The sequence below is a fragment of the Erwinia sp. LJJL01 genome (genome assembly GCF_047300805.2).
Taxonomy (GTDB): domain Bacteria; phylum Pseudomonadota; class Gammaproteobacteria; order Enterobacterales; family Enterobacteriaceae; genus Erwinia; species Erwinia aphidicola.
Genome location: NZ_CP178576.1, coordinates 853,629 through 869,597, shown reverse-complemented (window position 1 = coordinate 869,597; position 15,969 = coordinate 853,629). Strand labels below are relative to the sequence as shown.

Sequence of the window (15,969 nt, the reverse complement as noted above, 5' to 3'; positions counted from 1 at the left end):
GCCTGAAAATTTGAACGTTTCAGGCTGTTTGTGTCTAAGTTTAAGTTAACTTGTACTGAGGAAAAACTAATGTCCAAAATCGTTAAAGTCATCGGTCGCGAAATCATCGACTCCCGCGGAAACCCGACCGTTGAAGCTGAAGTTCATCTGGAAGGCGGCTTTGTCGGTCTGGCAGCAGCGCCATCAGGTGCTTCTACTGGTTCTCGCGAAGCGCTGGAACTGCGTGACGGTGACAAATCTCGTTTCCTGGGTAAAGGCGTAACCAAAGCGGTAGCCGCCGTTAACGGTCCAATCGCTGACGCGGTAACCGGTAAAGATGCGAAAGACCAGGCCAACATCGACAAGATCATGATCGATCTCGACGGTACTGAGAACAAATCTCAGTTTGGTGCTAACGCCATCCTGGCCGTTTCCCTGGCTGCGGCCAAAGCAGCAGCTGCTGCTAAAGGCATGCCACTGTACGAGCACATCGCTGAACTGAACGGCACCCCAGGCAAGTTCTCTATGCCACTGCCAATGATGAACATCATCAACGGCGGCGAGCACGCAGACAACAACGTCGACATTCAGGAATTCATGATCCAGCCAGTTGGCGCGAAAACGCTGAAAGAAGCTGTGCGTATGGGTTCTGAAGTTTTCCATACCCTGGCAAAAGTGCTGAAGTCGAAAGGCATGGGCACTGCGGTCGGTGACGAAGGTGGCTACGCGCCAAACCTGGGTTCTAACGCCGAAGCACTGGCTGTTATCGCTGAAGCGGTAAAAGCAGCAGGCTACGAACTGGGCAAAGACATCACCCTGGCGATGGACTGCGCAGCGTCTGAATTCTACAAAGACGGCAAGTACGTGCTGGCAGGCGAAGGCAACAAATCCTTCACTTCTGAAGAGTTTACTCACTTCCTGGAAGACCTGACTAAACAGTACCCAATCGTCTCTATCGAAGACGGTCTGGATGAATCTGACTGGGCTGGTTTCGCTTACCAGACCAAAGTGCTGGGCGACAAAATCCAGCTGGTGGGTGACGATCTGTTCGTGACCAACACCAAGATCCTGAAAGAAGGTATCGACAAAGGTATCGCTAACTCCATCCTGATCAAATTCAACCAGATCGGTTCACTGACCGAAACCCTGGCTGCGATCAAAATGGCAAAAGACGCCGGTTACACTGCGGTGATCTCTCACCGTTCAGGTGAAACTGAAGATGCCACCATCGCTGACCTGGCGGTGGGTACAGCTGCAGGCCAGATCAAAACCGGTTCAATGAGCCGTTCTGACCGTGTCGCTAAGTACAACCAGCTGATCCGTATCGAAGAAGCGCTGGGCAACCGTGCGCCATTCAACGGCCTGAAAGAAGTTAAAGGCCAGTAAGCTGCTGATATCTGAAGCCTGATGGGCTGAGGATTATCTGAAAAGCCTCGTCTGCGGACGGGGCTTTTTTTTGCTTATTATATTATTTTCAGTGAGTTAGATGAGAATTCTTCCGATGCGGAAAAGTCCTGGTTCACGGCGGGTGGGGCGTTTTCTTCGGTAATTTTGTGTAAATTCCTGGTACTATTTGTAATCGGGAACGTGAAAATGAAATACCGTGCTGATGTTGACGGGCTACGCGCACTTGCCGTACTGCCCGTTATTGCGTACCACATGGGGATGGGTGGTATACCCGGCGGCTTCACCGGGGTGGATATTTTCTTCGTCATTTCAGGCTATCTGATCTGCGGGATTATCTATAACAACGCGATGGCGGGAAATTTCTCTTACCTCGACTTTTATAAGCGCCGCTGCCTGCGCATTCTGCCGCCGCTGTTTGTGGTGCTGCTGGCTACGCTTGTCTTTGGTTATTACCATCTGCTGCCCGCGCAGTTTAGCGACCTGAGCAACAGTGCTCTGGCGGCGCTGCTCTCCGCCTCTAACATCTTCTTCTGGAAAACCACCGGTTACTTTGACGGCCCGGCCGATCTGAAACCCCTGCTGCACACCTGGTCGCTGGCGGTAGAAGAGCAGTTCTATATCCTCTTCCCTATCGTACTGCTTTTGGTAGTGCGCCTGTTCCGCAGCCGCACGACGCAGGTGATGCTGCTGGTCATTGTCGCCTCGCTGCTGCTGAGTATCTATGGCGTGACCCGCAAGCCGACATTTACCTTTTACATGCTGCCAACCCGCGCCTGGGAACTGGCACTGGGGGGGATTATTGCGGTTGCCGGGCTGGAAGCAAAAACGGCGCGCTTAACCGCCGGGTTGAAGCACGGCATCAGTCTGACCGGGCTGGCGCTGATCCTCTACGGCTTCTTCCAGCTGAATACCGATATGCCTTTCCCGGGGTGGAATGCGCTGTGGCCCTGCGTCGGTAGCTTCCTGATTATCCTTGCCGGCCAGCAGTCAGTGGTCTCGCGCGTGCTGGCCTTGAAGCCGATCGTCTATATCGGCATGATCTCCTACTGCCTGTACCTCTGGCACTGGCCAATTATCGTCTATGCGCGCATGTTCTTTAACTTCGAGCCGGGCGTGCGCGAGCTGACGATCCTTGGCCTGACGTTTGCCCTGGCGATTGCCTCACGCTATCTGATTGAAATACCCTTCCGCTACAAACTGGCCTGGGTTTCCCCCGGGCGTATTGTGACCGCATCGGTGGTTGGCCTGGCGCTGATGTCTGCCGGGGCGATCTATAAGGGCCATCTCAGCAACGGCTCCGGGCAGTTCTCAGCGCAGGCGCTGTCGCTGGCGCAGTATGCGCAGTACAGCAAAATGCCGGAGTTTGACTATCAATACCGTCGCGGGCAGTGCTTTGTCGATGGCAAAAGCCATGAGGACAAACCGTTTGACCGCCAGTTCTGCCTGCAAACCGTGCCGGAAAAGAAGAACTACGTGATGATCGGTGACAGCCATGCGGCGCACCTGTGGCGTGCTGTCAGCCTGGCGGCAGGCAGTGACATCAATGTTATCCAGGCGACCTCGGCGGGCTGTAAGCCGCTCTCCCGACAGTCTCTGCGCAATCCGTGCAGCGAGCTGGTGGATTACGTGTATGACCAGTGGATACCCGAGCATAAAATTGATGGCGTGATTATTTCCGCGCGCTGGGCAGCGGAAGATATTGCGCCGCTGCGCGCCACGCTCGACCATTTGAAAACGCGTTCGGATAACATCATCGTGATGGGGCCGACCGTGGAGTACACCGAAGCCCTGCCCGACCTGCTGGCCTATCAGACCGACGGTCGCAAAGATCTGGTCGCCTCCTCCGTCAAGAAAGAGGTGCGTGCAACGGATGCGCAGATGAACGCGGCAATGCTGGCGCAGGGGACGCGCTATATCTCGGTCTACTCGATTGTTTGCCCGGGTAACGTCTGCCGGGGAATCGCCTCCGACGGCCATCCGCTCTCTAACGATTATGGCCATTTCACCCTCAGCGGAGCGAAAGATGTGGCAAAGCAGGCGATGATTCAGATGCACGACAAAAACTTTATGTAACCCGCCACCCCCGGCAGCCGTCGGGGGTTTTTGTAATTAATTTAAGTAAGAATCATCTTATGCCGATACTACCTGTACCAGGAGTTTTCCTATTACAGAGTGGGCATCATGCTTAAAAATATCAAAGTCGTTACCAGCATTATCATTATGCTGCTCATTTTCAGCACGCTGCTGCTGGTTTCCAGCGCGCTGTCGTTTAATGCCATCAGCAAGGACAAGGATAATTTTACCCGCGCCACTATCCTGACCCAGCAGCAGGGGCAGCTGAGCGACGCGTGGCAGACGCTGGTTAAGACCCGCGTCACGATTAACCGTGTGGCCATCCGCATGCTGAAAAATCAGACGGACGAGAAGTCCCTGGCCGCCATCAGTAAGCTGCTGAGCCAGGCACAGGAGACGCTGGATGATGCGAACCAGCACTTCGCCCGTTATAAAAGCTTCCCGATGCAGGTTGGCGAAAATGAACAGCTTGCGAACACCGTTGAGCAGCACTATCAGCAATTTTCCGAAACGTTAAAAATGTCAGTGCAATATCTGGGTGCCAATAACTATCAGGCTTACGGCAATCTGGAAGCGCAGGAAGCCCAGGATAATCTGGAAAAAAGTTACGATACCTGGCGCGTCCAGAATGGCAAACTGCTGCAGACCGGCAGCGAAGATAACCAGCAAGGTTATCGTAATATGGTGTGGACGCTGGCGCTGGTGGTACTGAGTCTGGTGCTGCTGGTTATTGCCGTCTGGATGGTGATTAAACGCGTGCTGCTGACGCCGCTGAAACAGCTGCTGGAACATATTCAGCGCATCGCCTCCGGTGACCTGTCAGAAACGCTGGTGGTGGCAGGGCGCAGTGAAATGGGTCTGCTGGCTGAGGGTCTGACGCAGATGCAGCAGTCGCTGATCGGCACCGTAAGCAACGTGCGCGACAGCGCTAACGCCATCTACACCGGCGCCAGCGAAATCTCCCAAGGCAACAACGACCTCTCGTCGCGCACCGAGCAGCAGGCTGCCTCGCTGGAGCAGACTGCAGCCAGCATGGAAGAGCTGACGGCGACCGTGAAGCAGAACGCCGAAAATGCGCGTCAGGCCTCATCACTGGCAAAAAGCGCGTCAGAAACGGCTGAAAAGGGCGGGCGTGTGGTCAATGGCGTGGTGAAAACCATGAGCGAAATTGCCGACAGCTCCAAAAAGATTGCTGATATCACCAGCGTGATTGACGGCATCGCCTTCCAGACCAATATTCTGGCGCTTAACGCCGCGGTGGAAGCCGCGCGTGCCGGTGAGCAGGGGCGTGGATTTGCCGTGGTGGCGGGGGAAGTGCGTAATCTGGCGCAGCGCAGCGCTCAGGCGGCGAAAGAGATTAAAGGGCTGATTGAAGCCTCCGCAAGCCGCGTGGATGCCGGTTCCCAGCAGGTTACCACCGCCGGGGAGACCATGAACGACATCGTGAATGCGGTGGTGCGCGTCACCGACATTATGGGGGAGATCTCCTCCGCCAGCGACGAACAGAGCCGCGGTATCGACCAGATTGGTCAGGCAGTTACCGAGATGGACCGCGTGACGCAGCAAAACGCCGCGCTGGTGCAGGAGTCCGCAGCCGCTTCAGCCTCACTGGAGGAGCAGGCGGGCCGTTTGTCGCAGGCGGTGGCGGTGTTTAAAATCAGCCAGCATCAGGCAAAGAGCCTGACGGCGCCCGCTGTTAAGGTGCAAAAGCCGCTAAAGCTGACGGCTCCGCGCCAGGTAACGGCCAGCGATGAAGGCAGCTGGGAGACCTTTTAACGTCTGATGGCGGAAAAAAGCACAGTGTGATTGGCCTTATCCCGTCAATCTGCCATAATCTGCGCCCTTAATTTAGCCGCCAGTCGAGATGTGCATGCAGTACCCGATAAATGAAATGTTCCAGACGTTGCAGGGCGAAGGTGTTTACACCGGCGTGCCGGCAATTTTTATCCGCCTGCAGGGATGCCCGGTGGGCTGCAGCTGGTGTGATACCAAACACACCTGGGATAAGCTGGCCGATCGGGAAACCTCGCTGGGGGATATTCTGCTGAAAACCGTAGAAACCGATGCCTGGGGCGCGGCGGATGCGGCGGCCCTGCTTGGGGTGATCCGTCAGCACGGTTGGACGGCTAAGCACGTCGTGATTACCGGCGGTGAGCCCTGTATTCACGATCTGACGCCGTTGACTGCCGCATTGCAGGAGAATGGCTTTAGCTGCCAGATTGAAACCAGCGGCACTCACGAGGTGCTCTGTACCCCGGAAACCTGGGTTACGGTCTCGCCGAAGGTGAATATGCGCGGCGGTTACGATGTGCTGAACCAGGCTTTAATCCGCGCCGACGAGGTGAAGCACCCGGTGGCTCGCCAGCGTGATGTTGATGCGTTAGACGAGTTGCTGGCAACGCTCAGCGATGAGAAAACGCGGATTATCGCGCTGCAGCCGATCAGCCAGAAAGACGATGCGACCAGGTTGTGCATCGAAACCTGCATTGCGCGCAACTGGCGCCTGTCGATGCAGACCCATAAGTATCTGAATATTGCCTGATTAACCCTCTTTCGGGCCGATCGTTAAGACGATCGGCCCGCTATCAGCGGCCTACATCGGCCACTTCATTTCGCCTTTCAGTACCTTAGCGCTTAATTCCAGGCTGGATCTATCCTTCAGCTGCGGATATTGCGCGTTCATCGCGGCAATAAAGGCGTGGGAGTCCTTGCTGTTGGCGAGGTTCTTTTCCGCAGCCTGCAGATAGCGCTGAGTAAAGTTTACCGAGGTTATCGTTTCTGCCGCGCCGGGCAGGAAATGGCCCGGGATCACCCGCAGCGGTCGCAGGGCTTTGATATCCTCCAGCTTCTGCTGCCAGACGGCACGCTCTTCGGGCGTCTGCGCATCCGCCAGCCAGACGTGAATATTGTTGCCTGAAACCAGCACGCCCCCCAGCGCGGTTTTTAGCGTTGGGATCCACAGCCAGCTATTCTGCGGCTGCGGGCCATCGATCCCTTTCACTTCAATCACCTCGCCGTCAACCTTGAGCGTGTGACCCTCCAGTACCTGCGGGACAATCAGCGACCGCGGGGCATTCTCCGCCATCTTCGGCCCCCAGAATGCCAGCTTGCCATCTTTAGTCTGTTTTATCAGATCGACCGTGGCGGCAGTGGCGAGGATTTTTGCCTGCGGGAAAGCGTTATGGATGGTTTCAAGGCCGAAGTAGTAGTCCGGATCGGACTGGCTGATAAACACCGTAGTCAACTGCTTGCCGGTTGCTTTGATGTGTTTTACCAGTGCTTCGGCATCATTGCGCTGAAACTGGGCGTCAATCAGCACCACTTCACGCGGGCCGGAGATAATTTCGCTGGAGACCGCAAAGATACTCGATTCGCCAGGGTTATAAACTTCCAGCTTCAGTGATTCAGCCGCATAAAGTGGAGCGCTGGCAGCAATAGCCAGCAACAGAGTAAGACGAGCTTTCATAATGGGCACCTTAAGCCTGAAAAGAACCAGTTTAAGTTGCATAAATCAGCAGATAAACCGACTATCAGGCAACAGATTGTTGCATAAAACGGACAAATCATGGATCGCCTCACTGCAGCCCACGTCTTTATTACCATTGTTCAACGCGGCAGCCTGTCCGCCGCGGCGCTCACCCTTGATATGTCGCGAGCGATGGTCACCCGCTATCTTACCCAGATGGAAAGCTGGTCAGGGGCGCGCCTGCTCCACCGCAGCACGCGCCGGCTGAGTCTGACCCCGGCCGGAGAACATGCGCTGGTTCGCTGTGAGCAGATTATCGCGCTGGCGCAGGAGATAGAGCACAGCCCCCCGCCGCAGGGCCAGGCGCTGTCGGGCCGCCTGCGGATCTCCTGCTCGCTGTCACTCGGGCAGAGCGTATTGATGAGGGCGATCGAGGTGTTCCAGCAGCGGCACCCGCAGGTGCATATCGATCTGCACATCAGCAATGAGCGGGTCAATCTGATCGAGGAGCGTATCGATTTGGCGATTCGCATTACGGCGCAGCTTGACCCGAATGCGATCGCGCGCCGGCTGGATACCTGCCGCTCGGTGATTTGCGCGTCACCCGCTTATCTGGAGCAGGCGGGAACTCCGCAGCTTCCGGCGCAGCTGGCGCAGCACAACTGCCTGTGCTATTCGCACTTCGGCAAGAGCCTGTGGCATTTCAGCCAGGGGAGGGAAAAGCAGGCGGTGGCCGTCAGTGGTAATGTGAGTGCCAATGACTCGGTGATGCTGCTGTCAGCGACGCTGGCAGGCGTGGGGATCTCCATGCAGCCCACCTACAGCGTAACTCCCTTGCTCGCCAGCGGTCAGCTGGTCGCGCTGCTGCCGCAGTATCAGTTAGAGGAGCTGGGGCTGTATGCGATTTATACCTCACGCCAGCATCAGCCACCGCGGCTGCGGGCGCTGCTGGATTTTCTGGCAGAGTGGTTTCGTGGGGAACAGGTGCAGAGATAGCAGAAGATGACAACGAGGGTTCCCAGGGGCGAGGCATGCCTCGCCCACCATTTAACCGCGATACACGCAGCCAGCCGTGCAGGTTTCTTTCACCATCACCGCGCTAAGCAGCGGCAGCACCGGTTTCATCTGCTGCCAGATCCAGGCAGCCAGTACTTCGCTGGTCGGGTTCTCAAGGCCCGGAATATCGTTAAGATTGTAGTGATCCAGACGATCGTAGACCGGCTTAAAGGCCGCTTTAATCTCTGAGAAATCCATCACCCAACCGGTATGCGCGTCCACTTCGCCTGTAATTTCCAGCCGGACCATAAACGAATGCCCGTGCAGGCGGCCGCATTTGTGCCCGGCTGGCACGTTTGGCAGGTGGTGCGCGGCTTCAAATTGAAAATCTTTAAATAGCGTGGTCGCCATAATTGCAGTCTCAGTCTTTGTCTTAAAAACCGCCGCAGGATACCGGAAAACAGCTTTTTTCGCACCCGTTTCACAGCTATTGGCAGTAAGTGAAAGTGTTATCAAATGGTGACGCTTCCAACTCGTTGAAAAATAACACGATGATTAATCTGTTTTGCTGCTAACGCTTACCCGAAAAACCGTTTAGTCATTTTGGTTATTAATTATTTCCAACCCTTATTTAAGGGTTATTATGCTTGCCCTTACCCTGTTGCTATAGAACTTCGACTGTGGAATTTTCAACGCAATGACGACTCAGGCTCCCAATAACTTGCTTCCGTTAAACCCGGACCAGCTCGCCCGCTTGCAGGCAGCCACCGGTGATTATTCAGCGACCCAACTGGCGTGGCTTTCCGGTTATTTCTGGGGCATGGTTAACCAGGCGCCGGGTAGTGCTGTTGCGGCGGCGCCTGCTGTGGTTGAAGCACCCACCATCACTATTCTTTCCGCTTCTCAGACCGGCAATGCCCGCCGGCTCTCTGAACAGCTGCGCGATGACCTGCTGGCCGCCAAACTCAACGTAAACCTGGTGAATGCCGGCGACTATAAGTTCAAGCAGATTGGCCAGGAAAAACTGCTGGTGGTAGTGACCTCCACTCAGGGGGAAGGCGAACCGCCGGAAGAGGCGGTGGCGCTGCATAAATTCCTGATGTCGAAAAAAGCGCCAAAAATGGACGGCAGCGCCTTTGCGGTGTTCGGCCTTGGCGATACCTCATATGAGTTCTTCAGCCAGGCCGGGAAGGATTTCGACGGCAAGCTGGCTGAGCTAGGCGGTGAGCGCCTGTTAGAACGCGTGGATGCCGACGTGGAGTACGCGGCGCAGGCGGAAGCCTGGCGCAAACAGATCGTTGAGATCCTCAAGGCACGCGTGCCGGATGCCAGCGCCACCCAGTCAGCGGCAGCCGCGGCGGGCAGCGTGAATGAAATTCACAGCAGCCCGTACAGTAAAGAAGCGCCGCTGACCGCCAGCCTGGCGGTGAACCAGAAAATTACCGGCCGCGACTCCGATAAGGACGTGCGCCACATTGAAATCGACCTTGGCGATTCCGGCCTGCGCTACCAGCCGGGCGATGCGCTTGGCGTCTGGTTTGAGAACGATGCCGCGCTGGTGCAGGAACTGCTGGAGCTGCTGTGGCTGAAAGGTGACGAGAGCGTTACCGTTGATGGCAGCACGCTGACGCTTGCTGAAGCGCTGCAAAAACATTATGAACTGACGGTGAATACCCCGCAGATTGTTGCGGAGTATGCCAAACTTTCCCGTCATGAAGCGCTGCTGGAAACGGCCGGCGATAAATCCAGACTGCAGCACTTCGCGCAGAACACGCCGATTGTCGATATGGTGCGTTTCGCCCCGACCGAACTGAATGCCGAACAGCTGACCAGCCTGCTGCGTCCGCTGACGCCGCGCCTCTACTCGATTGCCTCTTCCCAGGCAGAAAGCGAGAGCGAAGTGCATATCACCGTGGGCGCGGTGCGCTATGAGATTGAAGGGCGTGCCCGTGCGGGTGGGGCATCCAGCTATCTTGCTGACCGCCTTGAAGAAGACGCGGAAATCCGCGTGTTTATCGAGCATAACGACAATTTCCGCCTGCCCGCCAACCCGGAAACACCGGTGATTATGATTGGTCCTGGCACCGGTATCGCCCCGTTCCGCGCCTTTATGCAGCAGCGCGACAACGATGGCGCCAGCGGTAAAAACTGGCTGTTCTTCGGCAATCCGCACTTTACTGAAGACTTCCTCTACCAGGTTGAGTGGCAGCGCTACGTCAAAGATGGCCTGCTGACCCACATTGATTTAGCCTGGTCGCGTGACCAGCAGCATAAAGTTTACGTTCAGGACAAGATCCGCGCCAAAGGGGCGGAAGTGTGGCGCTGGATTGAAGAGGGCGCGCATATTTACGTCTGTGGCGATGCTAACCGCATGGCGAAAGATGTAGAACAGGCATTACTGGAAGTGGTAGCTGAATTTGGTGCAATGGACATCGAATCGGCCGATGAATTTTTGAGTGAGCTGCGCATTGAGCGCCGTTATCAGCGAGATGTGTACTAATGAGCGATGAAAAATATCCAGGACCGCTGGTTGTCGAAGGCAAGCTGGTTGACGCCGAGCGTCTGAAAAAAGAGAGCAACTATCTGCGCGGCGGCATCGCAGAAGACCTGAATGATGGTCTGACCGGTGGCTTCAATGGCGATAACTTCCTGCTGATCCGTTTTCACGGTATGTACCAGCAGGATGACCGCGATATCCGCGCCGAGCGCGCCGAGCAGAAGCTGGACGCACGTCATGCCATGATGCTGCGCTGCCGCCTGCCGGGCGGCATTATGACGCCAACCCAGTGGCTGGCGATTGATAAATTCGCCGCCGACAACACCATTTATGGCAGCATCCGTTTGACCAACCGTCAGACTTTCCAGTTCCACGGCATCCTGAAAGGCAACGTGAAACCGGCGCACCAGATGCTGCATGAAGTGGGCCTCGACGCCCTGGCGACCGCCAACGACGTGAACCGTAACGTGCTGTGCAGCTCAAACCCGATTCAGTCTGAGCTGCATCAGGAAGCCTACGAGTGGGCGAAGAAGCTCTCCGAGCATCTGCTGCCGCAGACCCGTGCTTACGCTGAGATCTGGCTGGATCAGGAGAAGGTCGCGACCACCGACGTGGAGCCGATCCTCGGCGAAACCTATCTGCCGCGTAAGTTCAAAACCACCGTGGTGGTGCCGCCGCATAACGACGTCGATCTGCACGCCAACGACATGAACTTTATTGCCATTGCTGAAAACGGCAAGCTGATCGGCTTCAACCTGCTGGTGGGCGGGGGCTTATCTATCGATCACGGTAACAAAGCAACTTACGCCCGCACCGCAACCGAGTTCGGCTATCTGCCGGTTGAGAAGATCCTCGATGTGGCGGCTGCCGTGGTGACCACCCAGCGCGACTGGGGCAACCGCACCGATCGTAAAAACGCCAAGACCAAATACACTCTGGAGCGCGTCGGTCCTGAGGTGTTTAAAGCGGAAGTTGAACGCCGTGCCGGTATCACCTTTGAGCCGACCCGTCCTTATGCGTTTACCACGCGTGGCGACCGCTTCGGCTGGGTGAAGGGCATCGATAACAAATGGCACCTGACCCTGTTTATCGAAAACGGCCGTATTCTTGACTATCCTGGCCGGCCGCTGAAAACCGGCCTGGCGGAGATCGCCAAGATCCATCAGGGCGACTTCCGCTTAACCGCTAACCAGAACCTGATTGTCGCGGGCGTGCCGGAGTCGGAGAAAGAGAAAATTGAACAGCTGGCGGTATCGCACAGCCTGATGGAGAACGTCAGCCACCAGCGTGAAAACTCGATGGCCTGCGTCGCGTTTCCGACCTGCCCGCTGGCGATGGCCGAAGCAGAACGTTTCCTGCCAGAGTTTGTCACCCGCGTTGAGGGGATCCTGACTCAGCACGGCGTCGGCGATGAGCACATTGTGCTGCGCGTCACCGGTTGCCCGAACGGCTGTGGCCGTGCGCTGCTGGCCGAGATCGGGCTGGTAGGCAAGGCGCCGGGCCGCTATAACCTGCACCTTGGCGGTAACCGCATCGGGACGCGTATTCCGCGGATGTATCGCGAAAACATCAACGAAGAGCAGATCCTGGCTACCCTTGATGAACTGATTGGCCGCTGGTCGCAGGAGCGTGAAGCCGATGAAGGCTTTGGTGACTTCACCATCCGTGCCGGTGTGGTTAAGCCGGTACTCGATCCGGCCCGTGATTTTTGGGAATGATGGAGGCGTGATATGGCAGTTCTCGATCTCTCTGCACTGAACGAGTTACCGAAGGTTGAGCGCGTGATGGCGCTCGCCAAAATTAACAACCAGCTGGACAAACTCTCCGCCGAGGATCGGGTGATCTGGGGCCTGGAGAATCTGCCGGGCGAAGCGGTGCTGACCTCCAGCTTTGGTATTCAGGCGGCGGTCAGCCTGCACCTGGTTAACAAACAGAAACCCGGCATTCCGGTTATCCTTACCGATACCGGTTATCTGTTTCCGGAGACCTACCAGTTTATTGACCAGCTGACTGAGAAGCTGGATCTTAACCTGCAGGTGTTCCGTGCTGAGCACAGCCCGGCATGGCAGGAAGCGCGCTACGGTAAGCTGTGGGAGCAGGGCGTTGAGGGCATCGAACGCTACAACCAGATCAACAAGGTCGAGCCGATGAACCGCGCGCTGGAAACGCTGAAAGCGCAGACGTGGTTTGCTGGCCTGCGCCGCGATCAGTCCGGCAGCCGTGCGCATCTGCCGGTGCTGGCGATCAAAAAAGGGGTATTTAAGCTGCTGCCGATTATCGACTGGGATAACCGCCAGGTTTATCAGTATCTGCAGCAGCACGGCCTGGGTTATCACCCGCTGTGGGAGCAGGGCTACCTGTCGGTGGGCGACACCCACACCACGCGCAAGTGGGAGCCAGGTATGGCAGAAGAAGAGACCCGTTTCTTCGGCCTGAAGCGCGAGTGTGGGCTGCACGAGTAATATGCCGGCCGGGTGAGGCATGCCTCACGCATGCGCACTGACGCGTGCTCCCCGTCGGGATATTCTGAGCACTCGGTTTTTTGCAGGGGTCGGGCACGCCCGACCCGCTGATCCAGCCAGCGTAAATCAAATCCCCGTCAGCTCGGCAAACTTCTTCGCGGAGCGGGTAATATTCACTTTGGTGACGTCATAGCTGGCGACCTGCTGGAAGGGGTCTTCTTCCAGAATCACATCCAGCTGTTTCCGATCCATTTCCCTTACCATGATCATGCCACCGGTGCGCGGATCTTTACGTCCAGCGCTGATAAAGGCCCCGGCGGTGAAGTAACGATTGAGCCAGTCAATGTGCGGCTCTAACAGCGCTTCAACTTCTTCCATTGGGCGGGTGTAGGTCAGAAATACGATATACATCGGCAACTCCAGAGTTTAAGGATTAGCAAGTTCGCGGATCAGCGGCAGCAGCACGGTGACGCTGTCGTGCGTACGGCGCGTGATGCGGCCCGGCAGCCAGCGGTCAATATAGGTTAAATTATCACGCTGTGCCTGATGGCGCAGCAGGGTGGGGAATTTCTCAGCGACTGCCCGTGGCGCCTTTCCGTTGACCCCATCGCTGGCCTTCACCAGCAGCAGCGGGAAGCCTGCGCGATCGAAGGGCCCCTGCTCCTGCGCGGCATTGAGTTTGATGGCGCTGATACCGTGGCGGTGGGCCAGCGCTATTGCCCGGTCGCGCGTCTGCATGATCACTGCTTTTGGGGTTTTGCTGCCGCTGGTGAACGCCAGCTGATTACCGATAATCAGGCTGTCGAGGTTAATCACCAGCAGGGTGTTATGTTTCTCTTCCGGCGTCATGCGCGACAGGTAATCTTCGCTGCCCTGCTGGCCAATCTCTTCACCGCTGAGCGCCACGAAACGCAGGCTGTAGTGCAGCGGCGTGCTGGCAAGCCGTGCGGCCAGTTCCAGCATCACGCCGAGGCCTGAGGCATTATCATCAACGCCCTGATCGCTCAGTCCCCCGAGATTTTGCTGCATCTCTTTGTCGCTGTGCGGCATCCAGCTGTCGCTGTGGGCGATAATCACAATCTGCTGCGGCACTTTGCCTTCGCGCGCGGCAATCACCGAGGTGGCATTCACATTACGCCACGCCTGATGCCCGTCCTGATATTGATACTGATAGCGGGTATTAAAACGGCGCTGGTCGCTGTGGTAACCCAGCTGGCTGAACTGATGCTGCAAATAGTCGGCGGTGAGCATCTCTGCCGGGCTGCCCGCCATGCGGCCGGGAAAATAGGTGGCGATATGACGTAACTGCTGTTCTGCCATGCTGCCGCTCTTAAGGCTGGCTGCATGAGCTGGCAAACTGAGGCCGCAGCCGAGCAGCGCTGCCAGCGCTCCCAGACGCAGTAGAGTGAACATTTGCGATCCTTAATCGTCATCCTGTGACGTAATGTGCGAAAATATTTGCCGGGCTAGTATGAAATTGTGAAGCGGGTTACACAATTTCAATCTCTCTGAAAGCCCCCAAATATCATCCGTTAAGCACATTTTGTTCGCTGCTTTACCAGGACGTTATTCCATTCAGTAACTACTCATTCCAATTAGTAATTTCATAAGCTTGCTGGCCGGGACGTATAGTCCCTTTAACTTAACGTGTTTAAGACAGGGTTCACGTGGATTATCTCCCTTTATTTGCTGATATCAGGCATAAGCCGGTGCTGGTGGTAGGCGGCGGCGATGTTGCTGCGCGCAAGATTGAGCTATTGCGCCGCGCCGGAGCACACGTGCAGGTGGTCTCACAACAGCTGTGTGAAGAGCTGACGGCACTGGAGTCCAGCGGCAGTATCGAATGGCTGGCGACAGAGTATCAGGCCGCGCAGCTCGACCGGGTATTCCTGGTGATTGCCGCAACCGACGACGGCGATTTGAACGGCCAGGTTTTCATCGATGCCACCGAGCGCCATCTGCTGGCGAACGTGGTGGATGACCAGCCGAAGTGTTCATTTATTTTCCCTTCTATTGTTGACCGCTCCCCGCTGGTGGTGGCGATCTCCTCCAGCGGCACGGCGCCCGTGCTGGCACGCCTGCTGCGCGAGAAGCTGGAATCTCTGCTGCCCGCCAACCTCGGCCAGATGGCAGAAATCGCCGGGCAGTGGCGCAACAAGGTCAAAGCACGTTTTAACATGATGTCGGATCGCCGCCGCTTCTGGGAAAAGGCGTTTAACGGCCTGTTTGCCAACCAGGTGGCTTCCGGCAACGTCGAGGGGGCAAAGCGCACCCTTGACCAGCAGCTCACGGACCCGGAAGCGTCCCAGGGCGAGATAATCCTGGTGGGTGCAGGCCCGGGCGACAGCGGTCTGCTGACGCTGCGCGGCTTGCAGGTGATGCAGCTGGCGGACGTGGTGCTGTATGACCATCTGGTCAGCGATGAGGTGCTTGACCTGGTGCGCCGCGATGCCGATCGCATCTGCGTGGGCAAACGTGCTAATGCGCACAGCGTATCGCAGGAAGAGACCAATCGCCTGCTGGTAGAGCTGGCTCGCCAGGGTAAACGCGTGGTTCGCCTCAAAGGCGGTGACCCGTTTATCTTTGGTCGCGGCGGCGAAGAGCTGCAGGCCGCAATGGCGGCGGGCATTCCCTTCCAGGTGGTACCGGGCGTCACCGCCGCAGCGGGCGCCACCGCTTATGCCGGGATCCCGCTGACGCACCGCGATTACGCGCAGAGCGCCCTGTTTATTACCGGCCACTGCCGTGCAGACGGTGAGGATATGGACTGGCCATCACTGGCGCGCGCCAGTCAGACGCTGGCGGTGTATATGGGAACAATGAAAGCCGGTGAGATTTCCAGCCAGCTGATCGCTCACGGTCGCGACCCGCACACGCCGGCGGCGGTAATCAGCCGCGGCACCCGTCAGGACCAGCAGGTTCTGACCGGCACCTTACAACAGCTTGAAGAACTGGCACGCAACGCCCCAACTCCGGCGCTGATAGTGATTGGCGAAGTGGTCAATCTGCATCAGCAGCTGGCGTGGTTTCAACATTCAGCGCAGCAGGATGGACGCGAGTCCCCCGTTGTGAATTTGGCTTGAGGAAAA

Annotated in this window: 13 protein-coding genes; 9 read left to right on the top strand and 4 right to left on the bottom strand. The window is 56.9% G+C overall.

Features of this window, described 5'->3' with window-relative positions:
* The first annotated feature begins 69 nt into the window (after nucleotides 1-69).
* The 4 genes from eno to queE all read left to right on the top strand — a co-directional run bounded on the left by eno (nucleotide 70) and on the right by queE (nucleotide 6,001).
* The gene (eno, locus tag ACLI4M_RS04875) at nucleotides 70-1,365 is read left to right on the top strand and encodes a phosphopyruvate hydratase (protein WP_048917139.1); all 1,296 of its coding nucleotides are present in this window, start codon (nucleotides 70-72) and stop codon (nucleotides 1,363-1,365) included.
* Between the two features lie 207 nt (nucleotides 1,366-1,572).
* On the top strand, nucleotides 1,573-3,459 hold the full coding sequence (locus ACLI4M_RS04870) for an acyltransferase family protein (RefSeq protein WP_133622874.1): 1,887 nt from the start codon (nucleotides 1,573-1,575) through the stop codon (nucleotides 3,457-3,459).
* Nucleotides 3,460-3,567: 108 nt separating this feature from the next.
* Nucleotides 3,568-5,235: a methyl-accepting chemotaxis protein gene (locus tag ACLI4M_RS04865; RefSeq protein WP_133622875.1), complete on the top strand. Its 1,668-nt coding sequence runs from the start codon at nucleotides 3,568-3,570 to the stop codon at nucleotides 5,233-5,235.
* 94 nt (nucleotides 5,236-5,329) lie between these two features.
* The gene (gene queE, locus ACLI4M_RS04860; protein ID WP_133622876.1) at nucleotides 5,330-6,001 is read left to right on the top strand and encodes a 7-carboxy-7-deazaguanine synthase QueE; all 672 of its coding nucleotides are present in this window, start codon (nucleotides 5,330-5,332) and stop codon (nucleotides 5,999-6,001) included.
* A gap of 51 nt (nucleotides 6,002-6,052) precedes the next feature.
* Here the strand turns inward: queE and ACLI4M_RS04855 are convergent, their stop codons facing one another.
* Nucleotides 6,053-6,925 carry an MBL fold metallo-hydrolase gene (locus ACLI4M_RS04855; RefSeq protein WP_133622877.1) on the bottom strand — a complete coding sequence of 291 codons (873 nt, stop codon included), beginning with the start codon at nucleotides 6,923-6,925 and terminating at the stop codon, nucleotides 6,053-6,055.
* 99 nt (nucleotides 6,926-7,024) lie between these two features.
* Between ACLI4M_RS04855 and ACLI4M_RS04850 the strand changes: the two genes are divergently transcribed.
* Nucleotides 7,025-7,921 (top strand): LysR family transcriptional regulator, encoded by an 897-nt coding sequence (locus ACLI4M_RS04850; RefSeq protein WP_133622878.1) that lies wholly within the window; start codon nucleotides 7,025-7,027, stop codon nucleotides 7,919-7,921.
* A gap of 51 nt (nucleotides 7,922-7,972) precedes the next feature.
* Here ACLI4M_RS04850 and queD read toward each other — a convergent pair whose 3' ends face one another.
* Nucleotides 7,973-8,332 carry a 6-carboxytetrahydropterin synthase QueD gene (gene queD, locus ACLI4M_RS04845; protein ID WP_048917133.1) on the bottom strand — a complete coding sequence of 120 codons (360 nt, stop codon included), beginning with the start codon at nucleotides 8,330-8,332 and terminating at the stop codon, nucleotides 7,973-7,975.
* A 286-nt stretch (nucleotides 8,333-8,618) separates the two neighbouring features.
* On the opposite strand from queD, the gene cysJ reads away from it, so the two are divergent.
* From cysJ to ACLI4M_RS04830, 3 genes are read left to right on the top strand one after another with little or no spacing between them, the layout of a single operon-like run.
* Nucleotides 8,619-10,421, top strand: coding sequence for an NADPH-dependent assimilatory sulfite reductase flavoprotein subunit (gene cysJ, locus ACLI4M_RS04840; RefSeq protein WP_133622879.1), 1,803 nt, complete (start codon nucleotides 8,619-8,621; stop codon nucleotides 10,419-10,421).
* Nucleotides 10,421-12,136: an assimilatory sulfite reductase (NADPH) hemoprotein subunit gene (gene cysI / locus ACLI4M_RS04835; RefSeq protein WP_133622880.1), complete on the top strand. Its 1,716-nt coding sequence runs from the start codon at nucleotides 10,421-10,423 to the stop codon at nucleotides 12,134-12,136. The genes cysJ and cysI overlap by 1 nt, the downstream gene beginning before the upstream one ends.
* A 12-nt stretch (nucleotides 12,137-12,148) precedes the next feature.
* Nucleotides 12,149-12,880 (top strand): phosphoadenylyl-sulfate reductase, encoded by a 732-nt coding sequence (locus ACLI4M_RS04830; RefSeq protein WP_048917130.1) that lies wholly within the window; start codon nucleotides 12,149-12,151, stop codon nucleotides 12,878-12,880.
* Nucleotides 12,881-13,006: 126 nt separating this feature from the next.
* Here the strand turns inward: ACLI4M_RS04830 and ACLI4M_RS04825 are convergent, their stop codons facing one another.
* Complete coding sequence (locus tag ACLI4M_RS04825; RefSeq protein WP_133622881.1) at nucleotides 13,007-13,291, bottom strand: YciI family protein; 285 nt, start codon at nucleotides 13,289-13,291, stop codon at nucleotides 13,007-13,009.
* A 15-nt stretch (nucleotides 13,292-13,306) separates the two neighbouring features.
* Nucleotides 13,307-14,293: an aminopeptidase gene (locus ACLI4M_RS04820; RefSeq protein ID WP_133622882.1), complete on the bottom strand. Its 987-nt coding sequence runs from the start codon at nucleotides 14,291-14,293 to the stop codon at nucleotides 13,307-13,309.
* Nucleotides 14,294-14,547: 254 nt separating this feature from the next.
* Between ACLI4M_RS04820 and cysG the strand changes: the two genes are divergently transcribed.
* Nucleotides 14,548-15,963, top strand: a complete 1,416-nt coding sequence (gene cysG / locus ACLI4M_RS04815) for a siroheme synthase CysG (RefSeq protein ID WP_133622883.1) — start codon at nucleotides 14,548-14,550, stop codon at nucleotides 15,961-15,963.
* Nucleotides 15,964-15,969 lie beyond the last annotated feature (6 nt).